General features: G+C 66.5%; 21 protein-coding genes and 1 tRNA gene. 8 read left to right on the forward strand and 14 right to left on the reverse strand.

What is annotated here, in order from left to right:
* Nucleotides 1-10 precede the first annotated feature (10 nt).
* From AC5RWD_RS04945 to AC5RWD_RS04970, 6 genes are all read right to left on the reverse strand, one after another.
* Nucleotides 11-1,102 carry a GNAT family N-acetyltransferase gene (locus AC5RWD_RS04945; RefSeq protein WP_494018947.1) on the reverse strand — a complete coding sequence of 364 codons (1,092 nt, stop codon included), beginning with the start codon at nucleotides 1,100-1,102 and terminating at the stop codon, nucleotides 11-13.
* 208 nt (nucleotides 1,103-1,310) lie between these two features.
* Nucleotides 1,311-2,018 carry a 50S ribosomal protein L1 gene (rplA, locus tag AC5RWD_RS04950; RefSeq protein ID WP_306924901.1) on the reverse strand — a complete coding sequence of 236 codons (708 nt, stop codon included), beginning with the start codon at nucleotides 2,016-2,018 and terminating at the stop codon, nucleotides 1,311-1,313.
* Between the two features lie 190 nt (nucleotides 2,019-2,208).
* Nucleotides 2,209-2,640, reverse strand: coding sequence for a 50S ribosomal protein L11 (gene rplK / locus AC5RWD_RS04955; protein WP_003803853.1), 432 nt, complete (start codon nucleotides 2,638-2,640; stop codon nucleotides 2,209-2,211).
* A gap of 133 nt (nucleotides 2,641-2,773) precedes the next feature.
* Complete coding sequence (nusG, locus tag AC5RWD_RS04960) at nucleotides 2,774-3,634, reverse strand: transcription termination/antitermination protein NusG (RefSeq protein WP_494018948.1); 861 nt, start codon at nucleotides 3,632-3,634, stop codon at nucleotides 2,774-2,776.
* 116 nt (nucleotides 3,635-3,750) lie between these two features.
* Nucleotides 3,751-4,035 carry a preprotein translocase subunit SecE gene (gene secE, locus AC5RWD_RS04965; protein ID WP_494018949.1) on the reverse strand — a complete coding sequence of 95 codons (285 nt, stop codon included), beginning with the start codon at nucleotides 4,033-4,035 and terminating at the stop codon, nucleotides 3,751-3,753.
* Nucleotides 4,036-4,116: 81 nt separating this feature from the next.
* Nucleotides 4,117-4,189: transfer RNA gene (locus AC5RWD_RS04970), tRNA-Trp, on the reverse strand.
* Between the two features lie 273 nt (nucleotides 4,190-4,462).
* Here AC5RWD_RS04970 and AC5RWD_RS04975 point away from each other — a divergent pair.
* Nucleotides 4,463-5,680, forward strand: a complete 1,218-nt coding sequence (locus AC5RWD_RS04975; protein WP_494018950.1) for a pyridoxal phosphate-dependent aminotransferase — start codon at nucleotides 4,463-4,465, stop codon at nucleotides 5,678-5,680.
* A gap of 133 nt (nucleotides 5,681-5,813) precedes the next feature.
* Here AC5RWD_RS04975 and AC5RWD_RS04980 read toward each other — a convergent pair whose 3' ends face one another.
* Nucleotides 5,814-6,491, reverse strand: a complete 678-nt coding sequence (locus AC5RWD_RS04980) for a LuxR C-terminal-related transcriptional regulator (protein ID WP_494018951.1) — start codon at nucleotides 6,489-6,491, stop codon at nucleotides 5,814-5,816.
* Nucleotides 6,491-7,879: a PspC domain-containing protein gene (locus tag AC5RWD_RS04985; protein ID WP_494018952.1), complete on the reverse strand. Its 1,389-nt coding sequence runs from the start codon at nucleotides 7,877-7,879 to the stop codon at nucleotides 6,491-6,493. Before AC5RWD_RS04985 ends, AC5RWD_RS04980 begins: the two co-directional genes overlap by 1 nt.
* 125 nt (nucleotides 7,880-8,004) lie before the next feature.
* Between AC5RWD_RS04985 and AC5RWD_RS04990 the strand changes: the two genes are divergently transcribed.
* The 5 genes from AC5RWD_RS04990 to AC5RWD_RS05010 all read left to right on the forward strand — a co-directional run bounded on the left by AC5RWD_RS04990 (nucleotide 8,005) and on the right by AC5RWD_RS05010 (nucleotide 12,357).
* Nucleotides 8,005-9,702 (forward strand): PspC domain-containing protein, encoded by a 1,698-nt coding sequence (locus AC5RWD_RS04990; RefSeq protein ID WP_494018953.1) that lies wholly within the window; start codon nucleotides 8,005-8,007, stop codon nucleotides 9,700-9,702.
* Between the two features lies 1 nt (nucleotide 9,703).
* Entirely contained in the window at nucleotides 9,704-9,988 is a 285-nt protein-coding gene (locus tag AC5RWD_RS04995) for a hypothetical protein (protein ID WP_494018954.1), read from the forward strand.
* A 3-nt stretch (nucleotides 9,989-9,991) separates the two neighbouring features.
* Entirely contained in the window at nucleotides 9,992-10,246 is a 255-nt protein-coding gene (locus AC5RWD_RS05000; RefSeq protein ID WP_494018955.1) for a PspC domain-containing protein, read from the forward strand.
* Between the two features lie 236 nt (nucleotides 10,247-10,482).
* Nucleotides 10,483-11,508 (forward strand): 6-phosphofructokinase, encoded by a 1,026-nt coding sequence (locus AC5RWD_RS05005; RefSeq protein ID WP_494018956.1) that lies wholly within the window; start codon nucleotides 10,483-10,485, stop codon nucleotides 11,506-11,508.
* Nucleotides 11,509-11,631: 123 nt separating this feature from the next.
* The gene (locus tag AC5RWD_RS05010) at nucleotides 11,632-12,357 is read left to right on the forward strand and encodes a GNAT family N-acetyltransferase (RefSeq protein WP_494018957.1); all 726 of its coding nucleotides are present in this window, start codon (nucleotides 11,632-11,634) and stop codon (nucleotides 12,355-12,357) included.
* On the opposite strand, the gene AC5RWD_RS05015 is transcribed toward AC5RWD_RS05010, so the two are convergent.
* From AC5RWD_RS05015 to AC5RWD_RS05040, 6 genes are all read right to left on the reverse strand, one after another.
* Nucleotides 12,354-13,871 carry a DHA2 family efflux MFS transporter permease subunit gene (locus AC5RWD_RS05015; RefSeq protein ID WP_494018958.1) on the reverse strand — a complete coding sequence of 506 codons (1,518 nt, stop codon included), beginning with the start codon at nucleotides 13,869-13,871 and terminating at the stop codon, nucleotides 12,354-12,356. The two genes, AC5RWD_RS05010 and AC5RWD_RS05015, sit on opposite strands and share 4 nt — an antisense overlap.
* Nucleotides 13,872-13,875: 4 nt before the next feature.
* The gene (locus AC5RWD_RS05020; RefSeq protein ID WP_494018959.1) at nucleotides 13,876-14,307 is read right to left on the reverse strand and encodes an ankyrin repeat domain-containing protein; all 432 of its coding nucleotides are present in this window, start codon (nucleotides 14,305-14,307) and stop codon (nucleotides 13,876-13,878) included.
* The gene (gene ygfZ, locus AC5RWD_RS05025) at nucleotides 14,304-15,389 is read right to left on the reverse strand and encodes a CAF17-like 4Fe-4S cluster assembly/insertion protein YgfZ (RefSeq protein ID WP_494018960.1); all 1,086 of its coding nucleotides are present in this window, start codon (nucleotides 15,387-15,389) and stop codon (nucleotides 14,304-14,306) included. The genes AC5RWD_RS05020 and ygfZ overlap by 4 nt, the downstream gene beginning before the upstream one ends.
* A gap of 41 nt (nucleotides 15,390-15,430) precedes the next feature.
* On the reverse strand, nucleotides 15,431-16,153 hold the full coding sequence (locus AC5RWD_RS05030; RefSeq protein ID WP_494018961.1) for a flavodoxin family protein: 723 nt from the start codon (nucleotides 16,151-16,153) through the stop codon (nucleotides 15,431-15,433).
* A gap of 120 nt (nucleotides 16,154-16,273) precedes the next feature.
* Complete coding sequence (locus tag AC5RWD_RS05035; RefSeq protein ID WP_494018962.1) at nucleotides 16,274-16,918, reverse strand: nitrobindin family protein; 645 nt, start codon at nucleotides 16,916-16,918, stop codon at nucleotides 16,274-16,276.
* Between the two features lie 163 nt (nucleotides 16,919-17,081).
* Nucleotides 17,082-17,873 carry a permease gene (locus AC5RWD_RS05040; RefSeq protein WP_494018963.1) on the reverse strand — a complete coding sequence of 264 codons (792 nt, stop codon included), beginning with the start codon at nucleotides 17,871-17,873 and terminating at the stop codon, nucleotides 17,082-17,084.
* A 221-nt stretch (nucleotides 17,874-18,094) separates the two neighbouring features.
* On the opposite strand from AC5RWD_RS05040, the gene AC5RWD_RS05045 reads away from it, so the two are divergent.
* Together AC5RWD_RS05045 and mshD are read left to right on the forward strand one after the other, a co-directional pair.
* Nucleotides 18,095-18,793 carry a winged helix-turn-helix transcriptional regulator gene (locus tag AC5RWD_RS05045; RefSeq protein ID WP_494018964.1) on the forward strand — a complete coding sequence of 233 codons (699 nt, stop codon included), beginning with the start codon at nucleotides 18,095-18,097 and terminating at the stop codon, nucleotides 18,791-18,793.
* Between the two features lie 262 nt (nucleotides 18,794-19,055).
* Entirely contained in the window at nucleotides 19,056-20,027 is a 972-nt protein-coding gene (mshD, locus tag AC5RWD_RS05050; RefSeq protein WP_494018965.1) for a mycothiol synthase, read from the forward strand.
* The last annotated feature ends 82 nt before the right edge of the window (nucleotides 20,028-20,109 follow it).

Raw genomic sequence — 20,109 nt, forward strand, 5'->3', positions numbered from 1 at the left:
CATATGACGGTTAGCGCCGGCGCTGCCACTCACCGTCGTACCCGGCCGCACGGAAGCCAAGGGCTACGTTGATGGCCAGCATGTGGTCATTCTCCGCGGCGTTGAATGTCAGGACCCGTTCCACTTCGGGATGGTCCTTCTGCAGGCGCCGCAGGTTGTGCACCTTCACCAGCATCCCCAGCCGGCGCCCGCGGTGTGCCTTCGCCACAAGCGTGTCGTCCTGCTCGGCCAGCCACGGCTTTTCGTCCGAGTGCTGCAGTACCGAGTAGGCGGCCAGCTCGCCGCTCCCCTTATGCCGGGCCACCGCCACCAGCGACTCCAGCCCCGTCCGCTTCCACTCGTCCTCGACGTGCCGGACGCGCCGGAAATCCCACACTTCGGCGTCATAATGCAGCGCCCCGGCCGGAGTGTCCGTGCTCATCCTGGACATAAGCACGGCCATCTCGTCGACATACTCCTCCGGACAGCGGTCGGTCCAGCCGAGAATCTCGTACTGGTCCCCGGCGATGGCGGCGGCCTCGCCTTCCAGCGCGTCAAGGACGCCGTCCGACGGCGGCATGTCCAGTGCGCTGAAACGCGTCACCTGCTCGAGGGTGTAGCCGGCCGCCACGGCGAACCTTACGCCGCGGGCCGCGGCCGGGACGCCGCCCGTCCCCGTTCCTGGCCGCAGGATTCCCGGGCCGTCCGGATCGAAGCCAGGCGCGTGTTCAGTGAAGGACTGCAGGGTGCTGCGCCCGTCCTCCGCCGCCAGTGCCTCCGCATGCCGCAAGAGAGCCTGGCCAATTCCGCGGCCGCTGAATTCGTTGAGGACGTCCACCCTGAGGAACGCATCCTGAAGGTTCTCCTTTTGAGAGAGCCTTATCCAGGACCTTGCCACCATGCGGCCGTCCAGCCGCACGAAGAAGAGCCGCAGCTTCCCGTAGTCGTCGTCACGCCACGCTTCAAGCCTGGCCTTGCGGGGCGCTGCCCGGTCCAGGTTGCCCCAGGTCTCCAGCACCACGGCATCGCTGAGGTCGCTGAACTCAAGGAAGTCGGTGGCGTCGGGCGCGTCAACCGACACAGGCAGGAAAAGCGGCTCGATCCGGTAGGAGGGCGTCGTCACCGGATCAGACTAGCCGCAACACCCCTGCGCGGGACAGGGCGCCTCCCTGGGCGGCGCCCGACAGGGCCCCTCCCTGGGCGACGGCGCGCCCGACCGGAGTCCCGCCGTCGTACTCAAAGGGCCACCGCACATGAAAAAGGACCGCCCGGCACATGCCGGACGGTCCTTTTGTTGCCAGCCGGAGGAACCGGCCGGTGGTTCGCGAGACTTACGCCTCGGTCAGAACCTTGGTGACGTTGGGGTCAACGGAGATGCCGGGACCGAAGGTGGTGGCAACCGTTGCCTTCTGGATGTAGCGGCCCTTGGAAGCGGACGGCTTCAGGCGGAGCACCTCTTCGAGGGCAGCGGCGTAGTTCTCGGCCAGCTTGACGGCGTCAAACGAAACCTTGCCGATGATGAAGTGCAGGTTGGAGTGCTTGTCGACGCGGAAGTCGATCTTGCCGCCCTTGATGTCGTTGACAGCCTTGGTGACATCGGGGGTGACGGTGCCGGTCTTCGGGTTCGGCATCAGGTTACGCGGACCCAGGACCTTACCGAGGCGGCCGACCTTGCCCATGAGGTCAGGGGTGGCAACGGCTGCGTCGAAGTCGGTCCAGCCGCCGGCGATCTTTTCGATCAGGTCGTCGGAACCAACGAAGTCGGCGCCGGCAGCGATTGCTGCTTCAGCCTTCTCGCCCGTGGCGAACACGAGGACGCGGGCAGTCTTACCGGTGCCGTGCGGCAGGTTGACGGTGCCGCGGACCATCTGGTCAGCCTTACGGGGGTCAACGCCCAGGCGGAAGGCGACCTCAACGGTGGCGTCGAACTTGGACGGGTTGGTGTCCTTGGCGAGCGTCACTGCCTCGAACGGCGCGTAGAACTTCTCCGCGTCGATCTTGGCTGCGGCTGCCTCGTATGCTTTGCTGCGCTTTGCCATGCTGCTTATTTCTCCTTGTGCAGTTGTGGTCTGCGGACCGCGCTGGGCCCTGCCACAGTTGGAACTCCGGCCGTTTTTGTCCGGACCGATCTCCAACATTTCAATGTTTCAGTGGTGCCGGTTTCCCGGCGGTGCTGCCCGGCGTCGTTCCCGGTTTCCCGGGCGCGGCACCGCACCAGCGGTGAGGGAATTAACCCTCGACGGTGATACCCATGGAGCGGGCGGTGCCGGCGATGATCTTCGCTGCGCCTTCGAGGCTGGTGGCGTTGAGGTCTTCCATCTTGGTGGAGGCGATCTCGTTGACCTGGGCCTGGGTCAGCTTGGCAACCTTGACGGTGTGCGGGGTAGCGGAACCCTTGGCGACGCCTGCAGCCTTCTTGATGAGCTCTGCAGCCGGCGGGGTCTTGGTGATGAACGTGAACGAGCGGTCTTCGTAGACCGTGATTTCAACAGGAATAACGTTGCCGCGCTGGGCTTCCGTCGCGGCGTTGTACGCCTTGCAGAATTCCATGATGTTGACACCGTGCTGGCCAAGCGCAGGACCGATCGGCGGGGCCGGGTTGGCGGCACCTGCCTGGATCTGCAGCTTGATGAGGCCGGTGACCTTCTTCTTGGGAGCCAATGTAGGGTCCTTCTCTCAAATGCGTCCTGGGACACAGGAGCGTGCCTCAGGTGGTTGACCGCCATGGCGAGGCGGTCGGCCGTTCCGGAACTGCTAAAGCGGGCCGCTCCGGAACGAAATCTGTGGTGGTCAGCTAGATCTTGGTGACCTGGTTGAAGGCCAGCGTGACCGGGGTCTCGCGTTCGAAGATGGAAACCAGCACCACGAGGGTCTGGGAATCCACCTTGATCTCGGAGATCGTGGCGGGAAGGGTCTCGAACGGGCCTTCCTTGACGATGACCGATTCGCCGACCTCGAAGTCGACGTTCACCGGAGCGGCGGCCTGCTTGGTGGGCTTGCCCTTCTCCGCCTGCTCCTCTTCGAAGACCGGCGCGAGCATGGAGAAGACCTCATCGAGGCGCAGCGGCACGGGGTTGTGGGCGTTGCCCACGAAGCCGGTGACGCCCGGGGTGTGGCGGACGGCGCCCCACGAGGCGTCGGTCAGGTCCATGCGGACCAGCACGTAGCCGGGGATGCGGACGCGGTTGATGACCTTGCGCTGAGCGTTCTTGATCTCAACGACTTCCTCCATCGGAACCTGGATTTCGAAGATGTAATCTTCCATGTCCAGGGTCTGGATGCGGGTCTCAAGGTTGGCCTTGACGCGGTTTTCGTAGCCGGCGTAGGAGTGGATGACGTACCAGTCACCTTCCTGGCGGCGCAGCTTGGCCTTGAACTCTTCGGCCGGGTCGGTGGCCTGGGCGGCAGCAGCGGCCAGGACGTCGGTCCCTTCGGCGCCTTCCTCGGCGTCCTCTCCGGTGACGTCGTCGGCGTCGGCAGCGTCGTCGGTCTCGGCGTCGTCAGTAGCGTCGGCGTCAGCGTCGTCTTCAAAATCGGCGTCGCCTTCGGATTCGGGCGCAGCAGACTCAACCTCGGAGCCCTCGGCGGACTCAGCCGCGGGGTTCTGGGTTTCATCCAGCTCAGTCTCAGTTACCTCGAGCTCCTGCTCAGACACTTGGTCTCCTGCTTCCTCATTGCCTAATTGCCTATTTAAATGGCTCAATTCCGCACACCCCGCAGCTCCTGGCCGAATCCGGCCGGGGAGCCCACGCAGTCTGCGGACCGATCGCCTTATTGGTCCGTGGCGCCTGTACCGCTGAAGACCCAGCTCACCGCGGTGCCGAACGCCAGGTCCAGCAGAGTGACGATCACCATCATGATGACTACGAATACGAGCACCACGAGCGTGTAGTTGATCAGTTCCTTGCGGGTGGGGGCGACGACCTTCTTCAGTTCGCCGATGACCTGGCGGATGAAGAGTGCGATGCGAGCGAAGAAGCCAGCCTTGGCGGCATTCTTTGCGGGGCGGCCCTTGGAGCTGCTGGCAGCTGTTTCGGTCACCTGTTCCTCACTCATCCTCGCAAGTCGGATTACCCGGCTCTGAACTGAACCTTTGATTGCTGCGCTTGCTCCGGCTTTTCGCCGGAACAGCCTGCGCAGGGCAGACAGGACTCGAACCTGCAACCTGCGGTTTTGGAGACCGCTGCGCTACCAATTGCGCCACTACCCTATGGATCAAAAACCGATGCAGGCCGCACTTTCCCCAAGGCCGTCTGGGGCGCACGTCATCATCCGTGTTTTCAACACCGGAGAACCAGTCTACGCAACAACTGCGCTTACGTCGAACCGGCCTCATCTAGGACCGTTTTCAGCTTCCGGATCCGCGCCGCACCGCAGTCACAAATCCGTGTTCCACCTCGAACGATCCGGTGAACAGCATAGAGTAGATTCCGTCGAAATCCACCATTCAGCCCACCAGCTGCAAGCGAAGAACGGACCTGCCATGTCTTCCGCCCGCGTTTCCCAACGCATTTCCGCCATTGCCGAATCCGCCACCCTGGCTGTCGACGCCAAGGCCAAGGCGCTGAAGGCCGCCGGCCGGCCGGTGATTGGCTTCGGTGCGGGCGAGCCCGACTTCCCCACCCCGGACTACATCGTCCAGGCCGCCATCGACGCCGCCAGCCAGCCGAAGTACCACCGCTATTCCCCCGCCGGCGGCCTGCCCGAGCTGAAGAAGGCCATCGCCGAGAAGACGTTCCGGGACTCCGGCTACAAGGCCGACCCCTCCCAGGTGCTGGTCACCAACGGCGGCAAGCAGGCCGTCTACAACACGTTCGCCACCCTCGTGGATCCGGGCGACGAAGTGATCGTACCCACGCCGTTCTGGACTACCTACCCAGAAGCCATCCGCCTGGCCGGCGGCGTCCCGGTGGAAGTCTTTGCCGGCCCGGAGCAGGACTACCTGGTGACCGTGGAGCAGCTCGAAGCAGCCGTCACGGACCGCACAAAGATCCTGCTGTTCGTGTCGCCGTCGAACCCCACCGGCTCCGTCTACTCGCCCGAGAAGGTCGCCGAAATCGGCAAGTGGGCCGCAGCCAAGGGCCTGTGGGTTGTCACTGACGAAATCTACGAGCACATGACGTACGACGGTGTTCCCTTCACTTCCATCGCCACCGCCGCGCCGGAACTGGGTGACAAGGTAGTGATCCTGAACGGTGTTGCCAAGACCTATGCGATGACCGGTTGGCGCGTTGGCTGGATGATCGGGCCCGCCGACGTCATCAAGGCCGCCACGAACCTGCAGTCGCACGCCACCTCCAACGTGTCCAACATCCCGCAGATCGCCGCCCTGGCAGCCGTCTCCGGTCCGCTTACCGCGGTGGACGAGATGAAGGTCGCCTTCGACCGCCGCCGGAAGGCCATCGTTGACGGCCTCAACGCGATCGAGGGCGTTGAATGCCCGACGCCGAAGGGCGCCTTTTACGTGTACGCGGACGTCCGCGCGCTGCTGGGTAGGGAATTCCCGACGGCGAACGGTCCGGTCCGCCCCGAGACCTCGGCCGGACTCGCCGCGCTGATCCTGGACGAGGTGGAGGTGGCAGTAGTTCCCGGTGAAGCCTTCGGCCCGTCCGGCTTCCTGCGCCTGTCCTACGCCCTGGGCGACGAAGACCTCGCCACGGGCGTGGGCCGCCTGCAGGACTTCCTCGGCAAAGCCAAGTAGGACGCTCTCTCACCTTTCGCAGGAAAACCCGAATCGCTCTCTCACCCGGTGAGAGAGCGATTCGGGTTTAACGGCAGGATGTGAGGGAGGATCGGGGAAAAGGCGACGGGACGTGAGGAGGGGTGTGGGCGGGCTAGAGGAGGCGGCGTTCGGCGGCCCACTTGGTCAGTTCGTGGCGGCTCGACAGCTGCAGCTTCCGGAGCACGGCCGAGACATGGGTTTCCACGGTCTTGATGGAGATGAAGAGCTCCTTGGCCACCTCCTTGTAGCTGTAGCCGCGGGCAATCAGCCGCATCACCTCGAGCTCCCGGGCGGAGAGCTTGTCCAGTTCGTCATCGGCAATGTCGGCCGGGGCGGTGCCGAACGCGTCGAGAACGAAGCCTGCAAGGCGCGGGGAAAATACGGCGTCGCCGCCGGCAACCCGGAACACGGCGTCGGTGATCTCCGCCCCGGAAATGGTCTTCGTCACATAGCCGCGGGCACCGGCACGGATGACGGCGACGACGTCCTCGGCGGCGTCCGAGACGCTCAGGGCAAGGAAACGTGTGGTTCCCAGGAGCGCCGCGGAACCTGTGATGACTTCCCGCCCTCCCCCGCCGCGGCCGCCGGGCAGGTGCACGTCCAGCAGCACGACGTCGGGCCGTGCCGCGGCAATAACCTCGACGGCCTGCTCCACGGTGCCGGCCTCGCCGACCACCACCACGCTCGGGTCCAGGTCAGCCTTGAGGCCGGACCGGAAAATCGCGTGGTCGTCCACGATCACCACCCGCACGGTTCTGCCCGAAGCACCTGCCGCTGCTGGTGTACTCATTACTTCCCCTCCCCGTTGTCCGCGACGTCCGCAGGCAGCCTGAGGCGCACCTCCGTGCCGTCGGGTCCGCTGTTGATTGCGGCGTTGCCGCCGTGCCGTTTCATCCGGCCAATGATTGATTCGCGCACGCCCAGCCTGTCATGCGGGACTGTGCTCAGTTCGAAGCCCGGGCCGCGGTCCTTGACGAAGACCTCCGCGCCGCCGTCGGACACCTCGAGGTAGACGGAAACGGGACCGCCGCCGTGGCGGGCACCGTTCAGCATGGCCTCGCGGCTGGCCTGGACCAGCGCCTCGTGGCGCTCGGTCATCTCAGTGTCGCCCACGGTCACGACGTCGACGGCGTGCCCGAGGCCGTCTTCAACCTCCGCGGCGGCGGCCCTGATCCGGTCCGAAAGCTGGCCGGCGTCGCGGGCCGGGTCCTTGAAAAGCCAGCCCCGCAGCTCGCGCTCCTGTGCCCTGGCCAGGCGGACGACGTCGTGCTCGTTGCCGGCGCGGCGCTGGATCAGGGCAAGGGTCTGGAGCACGGAGTCGTGCAGGTGGGCGGCGATCTCGGCCCGTTCGGTCTCCCGGACGCGGCCGGCCCGTTCGGTCTCCAGGTCGCGCCAGAACTTCAGGCCCCAAGGCAGCAGCACCAGCGCCACCCCGCCCAGGACGGCCACGGACGCAAGCAGCGCGAGCCAGGTCTGCTGCCATGAGCCCGACCCGGAAACCATGACCAGCACCCCGGCCACCACGAGGGCAAGGCCCGCTGCCAGCCGTGCCCATCCACCGGCTTGATCGGCCTTTGTTTTATCGACGAGCCCGGCCCGCCGGGTTTCATCCAGTTGCATCCAGGCAATCGCGGCGCCGCCGAGTATCGCGGCCGCCGGAATCAGTGTGCCGAGGGGCACTTCCACGCCCAGCAGCCTGGCGATCAGGATGGCGGCCACGAGCAGGAGACCGGCGCCAAGCAGGATCTCCTTCCCGTAGCGCATGCCCCGGATCCGGAACCACGTGCCTGCCCCGGGAGCGGCGCCAGGCGCCGCGGGCTGGGAGGGGGTACCGGCGTCGTACGCCCCCGCAGGCCGGGGAACGGCGGTGAAGGAAGGAGCGGTGTATGACGGGGTGGGCGCGGGCTGGAAACTCTCGGGCGGCATGCTCACGGCAGGGGCAATGGGCGACGCCGGGCGGCGGGCATTGCGCTTGGCGTTCTCGTCCGTGGTGGGAACCATGATCCACAACCAGGCGTAGAACGCCAGCCCTGCACCCCCGGCGAAAGCCGCCACAACCATTCCGATCCGGACCATACGCACCGGCCAGCCAAGATGAACCGCCAGGCCGGAGCAGACGCCGGCAATCACGCGGTCGCTGCTGCGGACCAGAGGCGGGCGGACGGGGGCTGTGGTCATGCATCAATCCAAACACGGATCAGGGTTCCTGAGTCCCGTTGTGAGGGTGAACCCGGGGTAAGTCAGGGGCGGCTCAGGGTGTTCCCCAATAGAGGACTGACCAGCGCAAACGGCAGTATCGAAGTATGAACTCGCAGAACCCCAACCCCAATAAAGGCCAGCAGCCGGACACCCCGTCCGAGGGCAGCACCGGGCAGGAACCGGAGCGCGCCGTCGAACCGGAAACCACGGCGCCGGAGAGCCACACTCCGCCGGAAGGCCACACTGCGCCGGAGAATCCCACGGAGCCGCTGTTCCCGCCTCCCGCCGGGGACGAGCCACCGCACACATCCGCTGGAACCACCCCTCCTTCCGGATCACACGCCGGATCGCACGCCGGGCCCACACCCGGCGCTCCCGCATTCGGTGCCACTGGCTACGGTGCCCCCGGCTACGGTGCTTCCGGCTACGGCCGCACCGCCCAGCAGCTGAACTTCTTCGACTGGATCCGCAGCCACGGAGTGCACCGGGGACGCGACCGCTGGATCGGCGGCGTCTCGAGCGGCATCGCGGAAAGGATGGGCATCGATCCGCTGATTGTGCGGGGCATTTTCATCGTGCTGACGCTGTTCGCAGGCATCGGCGTCCTCCTGTACGGCCTCGGCTGGGCCTTGCTGCCTGAGCCCGACGGCCGGATCCATACCCAGGAGGCGGGCGCCGGGCGCTGGAGCACCGGCATGACAGGCGCCCTCATCACCTCGATCCTCGGACTCACCGGCATGGGCGGCGGCTTCTGGGGCTGGGGCCGTGACGGCTTCGGTTTCTTCTGGGCGCTGTTCTGGATCGGCGGCGTCATCTACCTCATCTACTTCCTGACCCAGCGCAACAAGGACCGGACCAGAACACCAATGGACAGCGGCACCGGCGCGCGCGCCGCCTACGGCTACACAGCCCCCGGCAATACGCCGACGACTGCCGCGGCGGGATCCGCCACCTCGCCATTCGAAGGGTCCTCCTTCGCTGCCGGCAGCCATACGCCGGGCCAGCCCTACACGGTCCCGCCTACTCCGGACGCCATCCCGTCGTACGGCCCGAATGAGCAGTACGGCTCGAGCAGAGGGTACGGCTCCACGGGCCCCACAGCCCCCTACGGCGGCGGCGTTCCGCCACGCCGGCCCGCTCCCGTCCCGGTCCCTGCGCCGGCACCCAAGTCGCGGCCAAGCGGCCCAAGTGCACCGGCCGTAGCCATCACCGCCGGACTGGCGCTGCTGACGGGCGGCACGCTCAAAGCGCTCGACGCCGGCAACCTGATTGAGCTCGGTAATTCGGCCAACGCCGTGGTCTGGGCAGCCGGTGCAGCCGTCCTTGGCCTTGGCATCCTGCTGGCCGGAATGCGCGGCAGGACCTCGGGCGTCCTCGGGTTCCTCGCCGTGGTGGCGCTCATCGTCGGCGGTGTCTTCAGCGCCGTGCCCAACGGTGACAGGTTCCGCTTCCAGAACGCCGACTGGAATCCCGTCACCATCGAACAGGCCCGCCAGGGCTTCCAGATCACCGGAGGCCGCGGAACTGTCGACCTGACCGGCCTGAACCTGAACCCGCCACTGGGCACTGACGTCGTGATCCCCCTCGACGCCACGACCAGCAACGTGACGGTCATCATTCCGCGCACCGTGCCGGTGGATGTCCGCGCCGACATGACGCTGGGCAACCTGAACGAGGGCACGGGCAGCCGGGGAGGCATCACTTCCCGGCAAAGCAGCTACAACTCGGACAAGCCCGGCGCCAGGCTGATCCTCCAGATCGACGGCACCGTGAGCAACATCGCCATCCAGGAAGGAAACTGACATGAGCAGTTCTGATCCCTCACCGGAAACCAACCCCCTGCCCAAACCGGCCAGCACGGGAACGGACGAACCCGCCGAGGCGCCGGCACGGGTAGGCACCATCGTCTGGGGGCTCGTGGTCCTCGCCCTGGCCGTCCTGATCGTCATCTCCCAACTGGGAATCGTGGTCCTGAACGGGACCTATGTGCTGATCGGCCTCATGATCGGGGCCGGGGCCGCCCTGGTGATCGGCGGGCTCCTCGCAGCACGAAAACGTGACAACAGCACCACAAACGGGAAGTCTTGAACCATGGAAAAGTTCTTCAGCATTGTCAGGGGCCTCGGCCTTAAACGTGGACCGCAGCGCTGGCTGGGCGGCGTGTGCGGCGGAATCGCCGAGAAGCTGAACGTGGACGTGGCATTCGTCCGGATCGGTTTCCTCATCGTTTGCCTGCTGCCGGGCCCGGCCGTCGTGTTCTACCTCGCGGCGTGGCTGATCCTGCCGGACCAGAACAACTCAATCGCGCTTGAGTCCTTCCTCGAAAAGCGCGGCATAGGCCGGTAGTCACCGCCACGGCGGGCACCCGCCGTCGTCTGTTATACGGCGCCCCCGTTCCCGCCGGAACGGGGGCACTCGGCCGTTCAGGCCCTTACCGCTCCCGCTGTACGGGCACCGGCGCCCGGACCGCTCGGGGGTGTAACCGTTTGTGTCCTACCCCACACTCCCCACTAGAATCTCTAATTGAGCTCAGCGTGGCGCTCTGCCCGTAAAACCTTCGAACCAGGATTTGAGCCAAGAAAATGAAAATCGGAATCCTCACCAGCGGCGGCGACTGCCCCGGACTGAACGCCGTTATCCGCGGCGCCGTCCTCAAAGGCATTGCCATCCATGGCCACGAATTCGTGGGGTTCCTCGACGGTTGGCGCGGAGTGGTTGAGGGTGACATCATCCCCATTCCGCGTACGCTCGTCCGCGGCATTGCCAAGCAGGGCGGCACCATCCTGGGCACCTCCCGGACCAACCCCTTCGAGAACGGCGGCGGACCGGACGTCATCAAAGCCCATATGGACCGCTTGGGCATCGACGCCATCATCGCCATCGGCGGCGAAGGAACCCTTGCTGCCGCCAAGCGCCTCACCGACGCCGGCCTGAAGATCGTCGGCGTTCCCAAGACCGTGGACAACGACCTCGACGCCACCGACTACACCTTCGGCTTCGACACCGCTGTGCAAATCGCCACCGAGGCAATCGACCGGCTGCGGACCACCGGCGAGTCCCACCACCGCTGCATGATCGCCGAGGTCATGGGCCGGCACGTCGGCTGGATCGCCCTGCACGCAGGCATGGCCTCGGGCGCCCACGCCATCCTCATCCCGGAGCAGAAGACCAGCATCGAGCAGATCACCAAATGGGTGACCGAGGCCCACGACCGTGGCCGTGCGCCGCTGGTGGTGGTGGCCGAGGGCTTCGTCCCGGCCCATATGGAATCACCGCACTCCGAGCGCGGGCTGGACACCTTCGGCCGGCCGCGGCTGGGCGGAATCGCCGACCAGCTGGCCCCGGAAATCGAAGCCAGGACCGGCATCGAAACCCGTGCTACCATCCTGGGCCACATCCAGCGCGGCGGCGTCCCCTCCGCGTTCGACCGCGTCCTGGCCACCCGGCTGGGCATGGCCGCCGTCGACTCCGTGGTGGAGGGACGCTGGGGCACCATGGTCTCGCTGAGCGGCACCGACATTGACCACGTGGGCTTCGAAGCCGCACTGGGCAAGCTCAAGACCGTCCCGCAGCACCGCTACGACGAGGCCGCGGTCCTCTTCGGCTAAGCCCGTCCCCGGGCTGTCTTCTCGCAGCGCGAACGTACAGTTGTGGTCCCTGATTCTGCGGAGTCAGGGGCCACAACTGTACGTTCGCGCTGTATGGGCGGCAGGGGTCGGTAGGCTGGGAGCATGAGTCTCGACCCCGGATCCGCCGCCATCATCCAGCTTGCCTGGGCGCGCCGTCTGGGGCTCGACGATGGCGCTTTTGCCCGCGCACTGGAATCCGGCGAGCGGATCACCAGGGTTGACGACTCAGCGCACTCAGTCGAGTTCGTGCGCCTGTTCGGCAGTTCGGCCCTGGTGGGTCCGCAGTGGGCGCTGGACGCCGCGGCCGGCATTTCCGACGAGGAGATGGCCCAGCACGTCACCCTGCTGACCATCACCCGGAGGCACGGCGGCCACGGACAGGGCTCCGCCGCGCTCTTCTTCGCCGACGACCTGCCGCTGCTGCAGCCCGCGGAGGAACTGACCGTGTCGCACGGCAACCCGGAGGCGATCGAACTTGAGGGCCTGTGCCCGCCCGATGACGTGAATGAGGTGGGCCTGTCCGACCTCGAGAACCGGTACACCATCATTCACGACGACGACGGGCAGCGGGTGCCGGTGGCCTGCGGCGCCTACGCCGAATGGGAAGGGATCCTGGCCCACATGGGGGTTCTCGTGGCCCCCGAGTGGCGCCGCCGCGGTCTGGGATCGCTTGCGGCTTCGGTGGCCGCCCACGAGGCCCTGGCCTCCGGGCTCACGCTGCAGTGGCGCACCGACGTCAGCAACAAGGGCTCGCTGGCCACGGCACGCAGCCTGGGCTTTTCCACCGGCGGCATCCAGACCAGCGTGCTGCTCGGCCCGACGCGCTAGCGCGTCGTCGCCTCCGCGTCCTGGCCGGCCGCGGGCTGCTGCCCGCCCCAGCCCTGGACCGCCTTGGGCCGGGCGAAGAACAGGGCAACCGCGGCGCCGAGCACAATCACAGCCGCAGGCAGCATGATCGACTGGCCCATCGCCGTCGCGAAGCCGTCATGGAGGGCGGGAGGCAGCTGGCCGCCGAAGCCGCCGGCTTCACCGCCGCTCCCGGGCGTTCCGCCGGATGCCGCCGGAAGTTCCGCAGCGAGCCGGGCCTGCATGAGGACGGCGATGGCGGCGCTGCCGAGCACGGCACCGATCTGCCGCGTGGTGTTGTAGACGCCTGCCCCGGCTCCCGCCTGCCGCATCGGCAGGTTCCGGGTGGCGGTGGAGCTCAGCGGCGCCCAGATGCCTGCGTTCGCGAAGCCGAGCACCGCGCTGGGCAGCAGGAACAGCCATACCGGGGTGTCCGGATGCATGAGTGCAGAATTCCAGAACAGGGCCACCGCCATGAGGAGCAGGCCCGTGGACGTGATGTATTTGGGGTTCACCCGGTCAATGATCTTGCCTACCAGCGGCGCCAGTCCGCCGGAAATCAGCGCCATGGGGACCATCATGAGGGCCGACTGCGTGGGGGTCATGCCCCGCACCATCTGGTAGTAGAAGATCAGCGGCAGCCCAAAAGCCGTGACAGTGAAGCCCACGGTGGTGATCCCGATGTTCGCCAGCGAGAAGTTGCGGTCCTTGAACAGGGAAAGCGGGAGCAGCGGCTCGCCCTTGTTGACCGCCTGCCAGCCGACAAAGAGCGCCAGCACCACGATGCCGCTGATGATCAGCCCCCACACCGTCACCGGCCCCGAGATGGTTCCCCAGTCGTACGTCTCGCCTTCCTGGATGCCAAAGACCAGGAGGAAGAGCCCGACGGCACTGAGCACCACGCCTGGGATGTCAAACCTGTGCGGGTGGGTGGTGAGGGACGGAACGAAGCGCCAGGCGAGGATGAAGCCCACGATCCCGATGGGCACGTTGATGAAGAAGATCCACTCCCAGCCAAGTCCGTCCACGAGCACGCCGCCCAGGATGGGTCCGACGAGTGTGGCCACTCCGGCGGTGGCACCCCACAGGCCCATGGCGGCGCCGCGCCCGTCCGGCGGGAAGATCCTGGTGATCACGGCCATGGTCTGCGGCGTCATCAGTGCCGCGCCAAAGCCCTGCAGCACGCGGGCGGCAATGAGCATCCCCACAGTGTCGGACAGCCCGCACCACAGCGACGCGAGGGTGAACACCACGAGGCCCGCAAGGTACAGCCGCTTGGGTCCGAACCTGTCGCCGAGCCTGCCGGTGATCAGCAGCGGCACCGCATACGCCAGCAAATAGGCGCTGGTGACCCAGATGACGGCGTTGATGTCCGTATCAAGCCCCTCCATGATGCGGGGATTCGCCACTGAAACGATCGTGGTGTCGATCAGGATCATGAAGAACCCGATGACGAGGGACCAGAGCGCAGGCCAAGGCCTGCTGACGTTCTCCAAAAGCTCAGCCCAGCAATTCCAGGATGTCGGCCCGGGCGAACATCTGGGCGGCGGCACGCGCCGAGGGGGTGCCGGCGTCGGGATCTGCGCCCGCGTCGAGCAGCACCCGGGCGACGTCCGAGTAGCCCTTGAACACGGCGCCGGCCAGCGGGGTCTGGCCGCGGTCGTTGGCGGCGTTCGCGTCGCCGCCGTGGTGCAGGATGAGCTGCACGGTTTCGGCATGGCCGTGGTACGCGGCGAGCATCAGCAGCGAGTCGCCGGCGTAGTTGGTCAGCGTGGCCGGAGCGCCTGCATTGAGGTAGCTGCGCAGCAACTCGGTCTCGCCATTGCGGGCGGCATCGAGGAGGGTGCGCGCCAATTCAAGCGTTTCCTCGTCAGGCTGCTGCGATGCGGGCTGCTCTGAAGCACCGGCTCCGGACGCGGTGGAGTCTGTCATCTGTTGGTCCCCCTCAGGAATCCTGTCTGCCTTCCGACCACCTGTCCGGCGTCGGGCGCCACGATCACTTCCTGCGCGGCTGTGTACGGTTCGTCCCCGTCCATTACCGTCAGTATTTCATCCGGGGCGACCGAACGCTTGATCACTGCCAGCGCGATGGGGCCCATCTCGTAGTGCTGCGCAACGGACGTCACGGTGCCCACCTTGCGCTCCCCCACCCTGACCTCGCTGCCGGGGGCCGGCAGGGTGTGCTGGGAGCCGTCGAGCTGCAGGAACACGAGGCGCCGCGGCGGGTGGCCCAGGTTGTGCACGCGGGCGATCGTCTCCTGGCCCTTGTAGCAGCCCTTCGCCAGGTGCACGGCGGTCCGGAGCAGGTCCAGTTCGTGCGGAATGGTCTTGTCGTCCGTTTCAGCGCCGAGCCGCGGACGCCAGGCGGCAACGCGCAGGGCCTCGGCGGAGAGGATGCCTGCCAGCTTCCGGTCCCCCACCGTCTCTTCGAGCTCCGCCGCCGGCACGAGGTATTCGAACCACGGGCGTTCGGTGCCGGGGTGGGTGTCCTCCGGGACCACGGCGTATGAGTAGCCGCCGGCGCCGATGTGGGGCCAGGGGTCCTGCCACACCAGCAGGCCGGACCATTCGGGCACAGCCTTCGTGGATCCCACCACTGCCCACTCGGCCGACACGTCCGCCACCTCCACGCGGAGCATGAACTTCATCCTGGTCAGCCACTCGGCCAAGGGACCCGCCTCGGCGGCCTCGACCATCAGCCAGGTGGTCCCGCCGTCATCCACCACGCGGGCATCGAACTCGATCCGGCCCTGGACGCTCAGGAGCAGCAGCTCGCTGGACTCACCGGGCTGGAGGTTGGTGACCTGCTGGGAGGACAGCGTGTTGAGCCAGCTCAGCCGGTCCGGTCCGGTGACCGTCACCACGCCGCGGTGGGAAAGATCGACGACGGCGGTTCCGGCCGCCAGGGCGCGCTGCTCCCGCAGGGGTTCGCCGTAGTGGGATGCGACGCCGGCGTCGGCGCCGGTCGCTTCAACGGCGCCGGGGCGCGACAACAGAGGGCTCTTGGTAGTCATATGAAGGGGAACGTCCTTGGCTGGGAGGGTATTCCGGCCGCCTAGCGGTACTCCGGGTTTTCGAAACCAAATTTGGTTCCGGCCTTCCATTCTTCCGGAAGGTTGCCGTAGGCGGGAATCCCGCCGGCGTCCTTGAGCGTCCGGGCCAGGTGCAAGAGGTTCCAGGTCATGAATGTGGTGTTCCGGTTCGTGAAGTCGCTTTCCGGGCCACCCGATCCTTCATCGAGGTAGCTGGGTCCCGGCCCGACGGGGCCGATCCAGCCGGCGTCGGCCTGCGGCGGGATGGTGAAGCCGATGTGCTGCAGGCTGTAAAGGACGTTCATGGAACAGTGCTTGATGCCGTCTTCGTTGCCGGTGATCAGGCAGCCGCCCACCTTTGGGTAAAAGGCCCACTGGCCTTTCCCGTTGAGCTCGCCCGAATGGGCGTAGAGCCGCTCGATGAGCTTCTTGGTCTGCGAGGAGTTGTCCCCCAGCCAGATGGGACCGGCCACCACCACGATGTCCGCTTCCCTGACGGCCGGGTACAGCTCCGGCCATTCATCAGTTGCCCAGCCGTAATCCCGCATGTCCGGGTACACCCCGCTGGCGATGTCGTGGTCGACAGTCCGGATGACCTGTGTGGCCACGCCCTGCTTCTCCATGATCAGCCGGCTCACCGTGATCAGGCCCTCGGTATTGCTCTTCTCCGGCGAACGCTTGAGCGTGCCGTTGAAGTAGACGGCTTTGAGGTCGCTGTAGTCAGCCGGGGGCCGGGACTCATCCATCAGACACTCCATCGGTTTGCTGCGGACTCAGGATTGGAAACCTGAGGCCAAAGTAGCCGAAGGGAGCGCCCGCGGAAAGTGCCGCGGACACAGGCGTGCGGAACAGCGGCGTGGCTGCGCTCAGCTGACCTTTTTGAGGAACGCCGAGGCGTGGGCCTCGAGGCCGTTGCCGGCCTCGGCAGCAGGCTGGGCGGCCGCGCCGGTCGCCGACGGGCGGCCGGTGGCCACATCCCACCGCCACAGCAGGTTGCCGTCAACCAGCCCGAAGATCCGGGTGGCCGCGCTGTACTCCTTCGAGTGGCTGCCGCGCATCACCATGTCGGTGCTGAGCTGGATCTGTGGCCCCTTGATCTGGCCGTAGTACAGCTCCGAAATACCACCGGGATGACTGATCGACACCGAGATGTCAAAGCCGCCATCCTTGTTGCGGAGGGCCTCCACCTCATCGGCGCTCTTAAGCACTGGCACGATGTCCCCCGGAACCAGGCCGGGGCCGCTGTCGGCCTCCAGCTGTTTGCGCTCCAGGGCCCAAAATCCGGTCTCAACTGTGAGTGGCCGGAGCTTGGTCCCGTCCTCGTCGGTCAGCCAGCTTTCAGCACGGTACTGCAGGTACGGCTGACCATTGTGGGTGAAGGAGACATGCTGCAGGAAGTGCTCCGAACCTTCATCACCGGCCCCTAGCCGGCCACGGCCCTCCCACTCACCGATGAGCCAGGAGAGGGGAACCAGTTCGGGGGTCAGGTCTGTAGGAATTTCAATAGGCACAGCCGCTACCTCTCGAAACCGCTAAACAGGGGTTACCGCTGTCCTTTGAACAGCCGCCAGACAACAAAACCAGCAAACCAGGCCATGGAAAGGCTGGCAACGCCGAGCAGGACAAGGAAGAAGATTTCAAATGCAAGTACGGACATGATGCCATCCTAATACGTCAGGAGATGAGTAGTTTGTCTATGAAGTAGGCGATCGAACCGACCGCCGCAATCGGCGCCAGTCCCATGCCCAGGGCAGCGGGAAAGTTCAGCGGGGCGCCCCGGAGTGTCACCAGCCTGCGGAAACTGACCAGGACAGCACCCACCACAACGCCGAACACGGCGGCCGGCAAAACGGCGATGTCGGAGAACACCAGGCCGGCGAGGGGGCCGGCCAGTCCGGCCAGGGTGATGCCCAGGGGCGCAATGATCCGGTCCGGCCAGCGGATAAGGCCGGTGAGCAGTGCGACAGCAGCGCTGATGCCGGCCACCAGCACCATCTCCTTGACGCCGTTGAACCTGGCCCCGGCGATCCATCCCGAACCCAGGCAGGACAGGAGGACGCCCACGCAGCAGCCGAGCGTCGATTCGAGGCGCTGCGCCTGGCCGGTGCCGCGCACCAGCTGGACGAGGAAGACGGCGGTGACACCCAGGGCGATGAAGCCGGGCGTCCAGTTGAGGTAGCCGGGGGCGGCGGTGAAGGAGGCGGCAACCGCCGAGCCGGCCCCTGACAGCCCGATCACTGCGGCGAGGGTTTTCTTGGCCGGGATCTCCAGGTAGTGCGGCCAGCCGGCGCCGATAGCCAGGGCAAACAGCACGGCAACCGCAAGGAGGACATCCGGAGTCCGGAAGACGCTGGCCACGAGCGTCGCCAGGCCCACCAGGCCGATGACCCCGATGCTCCATGATTTCAGCGTCCGGCCTGCAGCGGCCGGAACACCCACGTCCGGAGCGGGCCCCGGCGTACTCATCTCGGACTCTGCACTCAAATCTGCTGCGACCTCATCCTGGCTGTGCCGTTGACGGGCAGGGCTCGGCCCCCTGACGGTTTCAATCCTGCCCTATGTGAACGCCATATGTCGTAAACAAGGCGCGCGCGTGCGGCCGATCAGTGTCCGTCCACGGGCCGTTGGGTATACTCAGACATCAGCTCAGTCGCCCGACGATGCGCGGACAGCCCCATGGAGGAATAATGTCGCACATCCTGTTACTGACCAACAGCACCGGTTCATCCGTGGACATTCTGCCTGCCTTGGAGCTCCTGAACCACAGGGTACACATCCTTCCCGCCGAGCCCACCGCGCTGCTCGAGACGGACCCCTGCGACATCGTGCTCCTGGACGCCCGCAAAGATCTCGTGGGTGCCCGCTCCCTCACCCAGCTCCTGAAGGCCACCGGCCTGAGCGCTCCCCTGGTGCTGATCCTCACCGAAGGCGGCATGGCCGCCGTCTCCTCCGCCTGGGCCGTCGACGACATCGTGCTCGACTCCGCCGGCCCCGCCGAAGTGGAGGCCCGGATCCGCCTCTCCGTTGCCCGGGCTGTACCGGAACAGGAGGAGGCTCCCTCCGAAATCCGGGCCGCCGGCGTCGTAATTGACGAGGCGAGTTACACGGCCCGCGTCAACGGCGCGGCACTGAACCTGACCTTCAAGGAATTCGAACTCCTGAAGTACCTGGCGCAGCACCCGGGCCGGGTTTTCACCCGTCAGCAGCTCCTCACCGAGGTGTGGGGCTACGACTACTACGGCGGCACGCGCACCGTGGACGTCCACGTCCGGCGGCTGCGCGCCAAGCTGGGCGCCGACCACGAGAACCTGATCAGCACCGTGCGCAACGTCGGCTACCGGCTCACGCTCATGCGCCAGCAGGAGGACGAACTCACCGAGGCCTAAGGCGCCAAAACGCCCGCCCAAGTGCCGACTTCCCGGCACGGCCCGCAGCAGAAATGCAGAACGGCCCGGCTCACCAGAGCCGGGCCGTTCTGCATTTCTAACTACAAGTGGAGGACATACGGGTCGAACGTATCGAGGCCACCCCAGTGGTGGATCCCCCTCACAACCTGCCATGAATGCCGGCTGAGGTAATGACTATACGGGGCGCCACGGCCTGTTTCAAATCGGGCGTGCCCCGGCAGCGTCCGTATAGCCTTACAGCATGAGTCCTGCGCACCCGGAGAAATGGCCCGTCCTCGTCGTCAAGGGCGGTGTGGATGAAGACCTGCTGCGGGACGTCCGCGTCCTGCTGGCCGCCGCCGAGGAATCGGACGGCAACCCCTCCGTCTCCGAACAGACCCTCGTGACCATGCGCGCGGCGGACACCGGCCCGCACACGCTGCTGACCCTTGCCCTCTACGCGCCCGACGAGCAGTCGGACCCCGCCACGGGACAGGACCTGGCCGGCTTCGCCGTGGTGGTCGAAGAGCCGGACGGGACGGGCGTGGTGGAGATCGCCGTCCACCCCAGCTACCGGAACCAGGGCGTCGCGGACCGGCTCGTTGGCACCCTCAAGTCCTCCCGCGGCCTGGACGGACTCAAGGCCTGGTCGCACGGCAACCATGAGGCAGCAGCAGACCTGGCCGCCCGGTACGGCTATGGTCCGGTTCGCGAACTGTGGAAGATGCGGCTCACCACCGCCGCCGCCGACCTGCCCGACGCCGGCCTTCCGGACGGGGTCTCCATCCGCGCCTTCGTGCCGGGCAAGGATGAGGAAGCGTGGCTCGCGGCCAACCGCGAGGCCTTCGCCCACCATCCGGAGCAGGGCTCCCTCACCAGGGCAGACCTGCAGGCCCGGATGGACGAACCCTGGTTCGACCCCGCCGGGTTCCTGCTGGCCGAGGACCGGGAGGGGCGGCTTCTCGGCTACCACTGGACCAAGGTGCACCCGCAACACGGGACCCACCCGGCCATCGGCGAGGTGTACGTCGTGGGCGTCACGCCCGCCGCGCAGGGCATGGGCCTGGGCAAGGCGCTGACCATTGCCGGGATCCGGCACCTCCAGCAGCAGGGCCTGCACGCCGTCATGCTGTACACGGATGCGGACAACACTCCGGCCGTCTCGCTGTACCGGCGGCTGGGCTTCACGCGCTGGGACATGGACGTCATGTACGGGCCGCTTGAGGGACGCTGATCACCCCCACCGGCACGCGTGCCGCCGGCCTTGAAATCTTCGGGTCCCGGACCGGTGAATGCTTGTAAGGTTGAAACTAAAC

Source organism: Arthrobacter sp. CMU6 (assembly GCF_059090205.1).

Coding starts and splice junctions, on each gene's coding strand:
- rplA (WP_306924901.1), bottom strand. CDS start 2,018: ATGGCAAAGCGCAGCAAAGCATACGAGGCAGCCGCAGCCAAGATCGAC.
- secE (WP_494018949.1), bottom strand. CDS start 4,035: ATGAGTGAGGAACAGGTGACCGAAACAGCTGCCAGCAGCTCCAAGGGC.
- AC5RWD_RS04975 (WP_494018950.1), top strand. CDS start 4,463: ATGTCTTCCGCCCGCGTTTCCCAACGCATTTCCGCCATTGCCGAATCC.
- AC5RWD_RS04980 (WP_494018951.1), bottom strand. CDS start 6,491: ATGAGTACACCAGCAGCGGCAGGTGCTTCGGGCAGAACCGTGCGGGTG.
- AC5RWD_RS04985 (WP_494018952.1), bottom strand. CDS start 7,879: ATGACCACAGCCCCCGTCCGCCCGCCTCTGGTCCGCAGCAGCGACCGC.
- AC5RWD_RS04990 (WP_494018953.1), top strand. CDS start 8,005: ATGAACTCGCAGAACCCCAACCCCAATAAAGGCCAGCAGCCGGACACC.
- AC5RWD_RS04995 (WP_494018954.1), top strand. CDS start 9,704: ATGAGCAGTTCTGATCCCTCACCGGAAACCAACCCCCTGCCCAAACCG.
- AC5RWD_RS05000 (WP_494018955.1), top strand. CDS start 9,992: ATGGAAAAGTTCTTCAGCATTGTCAGGGGCCTCGGCCTTAAACGTGGA.
- AC5RWD_RS05005 (WP_494018956.1), top strand. CDS start 10,483: ATGAAAATCGGAATCCTCACCAGCGGCGGCGACTGCCCCGGACTGAAC.
- AC5RWD_RS05010 (WP_494018957.1), top strand. CDS start 11,632: ATGAGTCTCGACCCCGGATCCGCCGCCATCATCCAGCTTGCCTGGGCG.
- AC5RWD_RS05020 (WP_494018959.1), bottom strand. CDS start 14,307: ATGACAGACTCCACCGCGTCCGGAGCCGGTGCTTCAGAGCAGCCCGCA.
- ygfZ (WP_494018960.1), bottom strand. CDS start 15,389: ATGACTACCAAGAGCCCTCTGTTGTCGCGCCCCGGCGCCGTTGAAGCG.
- AC5RWD_RS05030 (WP_494018961.1), bottom strand. CDS start 16,153: ATGGATGAGTCCCGGCCCCCGGCTGACTACAGCGACCTCAAAGCCGTC.
- AC5RWD_RS05040 (WP_494018963.1), bottom strand. CDS start 17,873: ATGAGTACGCCGGGGCCCGCTCCGGACGTGGGTGTTCCGGCCGCTGCA.
- AC5RWD_RS05045 (WP_494018964.1), top strand. CDS start 18,095: ATGTCGCACATCCTGTTACTGACCAACAGCACCGGTTCATCCGTGGAC.
- mshD (WP_494018965.1), top strand. CDS start 19,056: ATGAGTCCTGCGCACCCGGAGAAATGGCCCGTCCTCGTCGTCAAGGGC.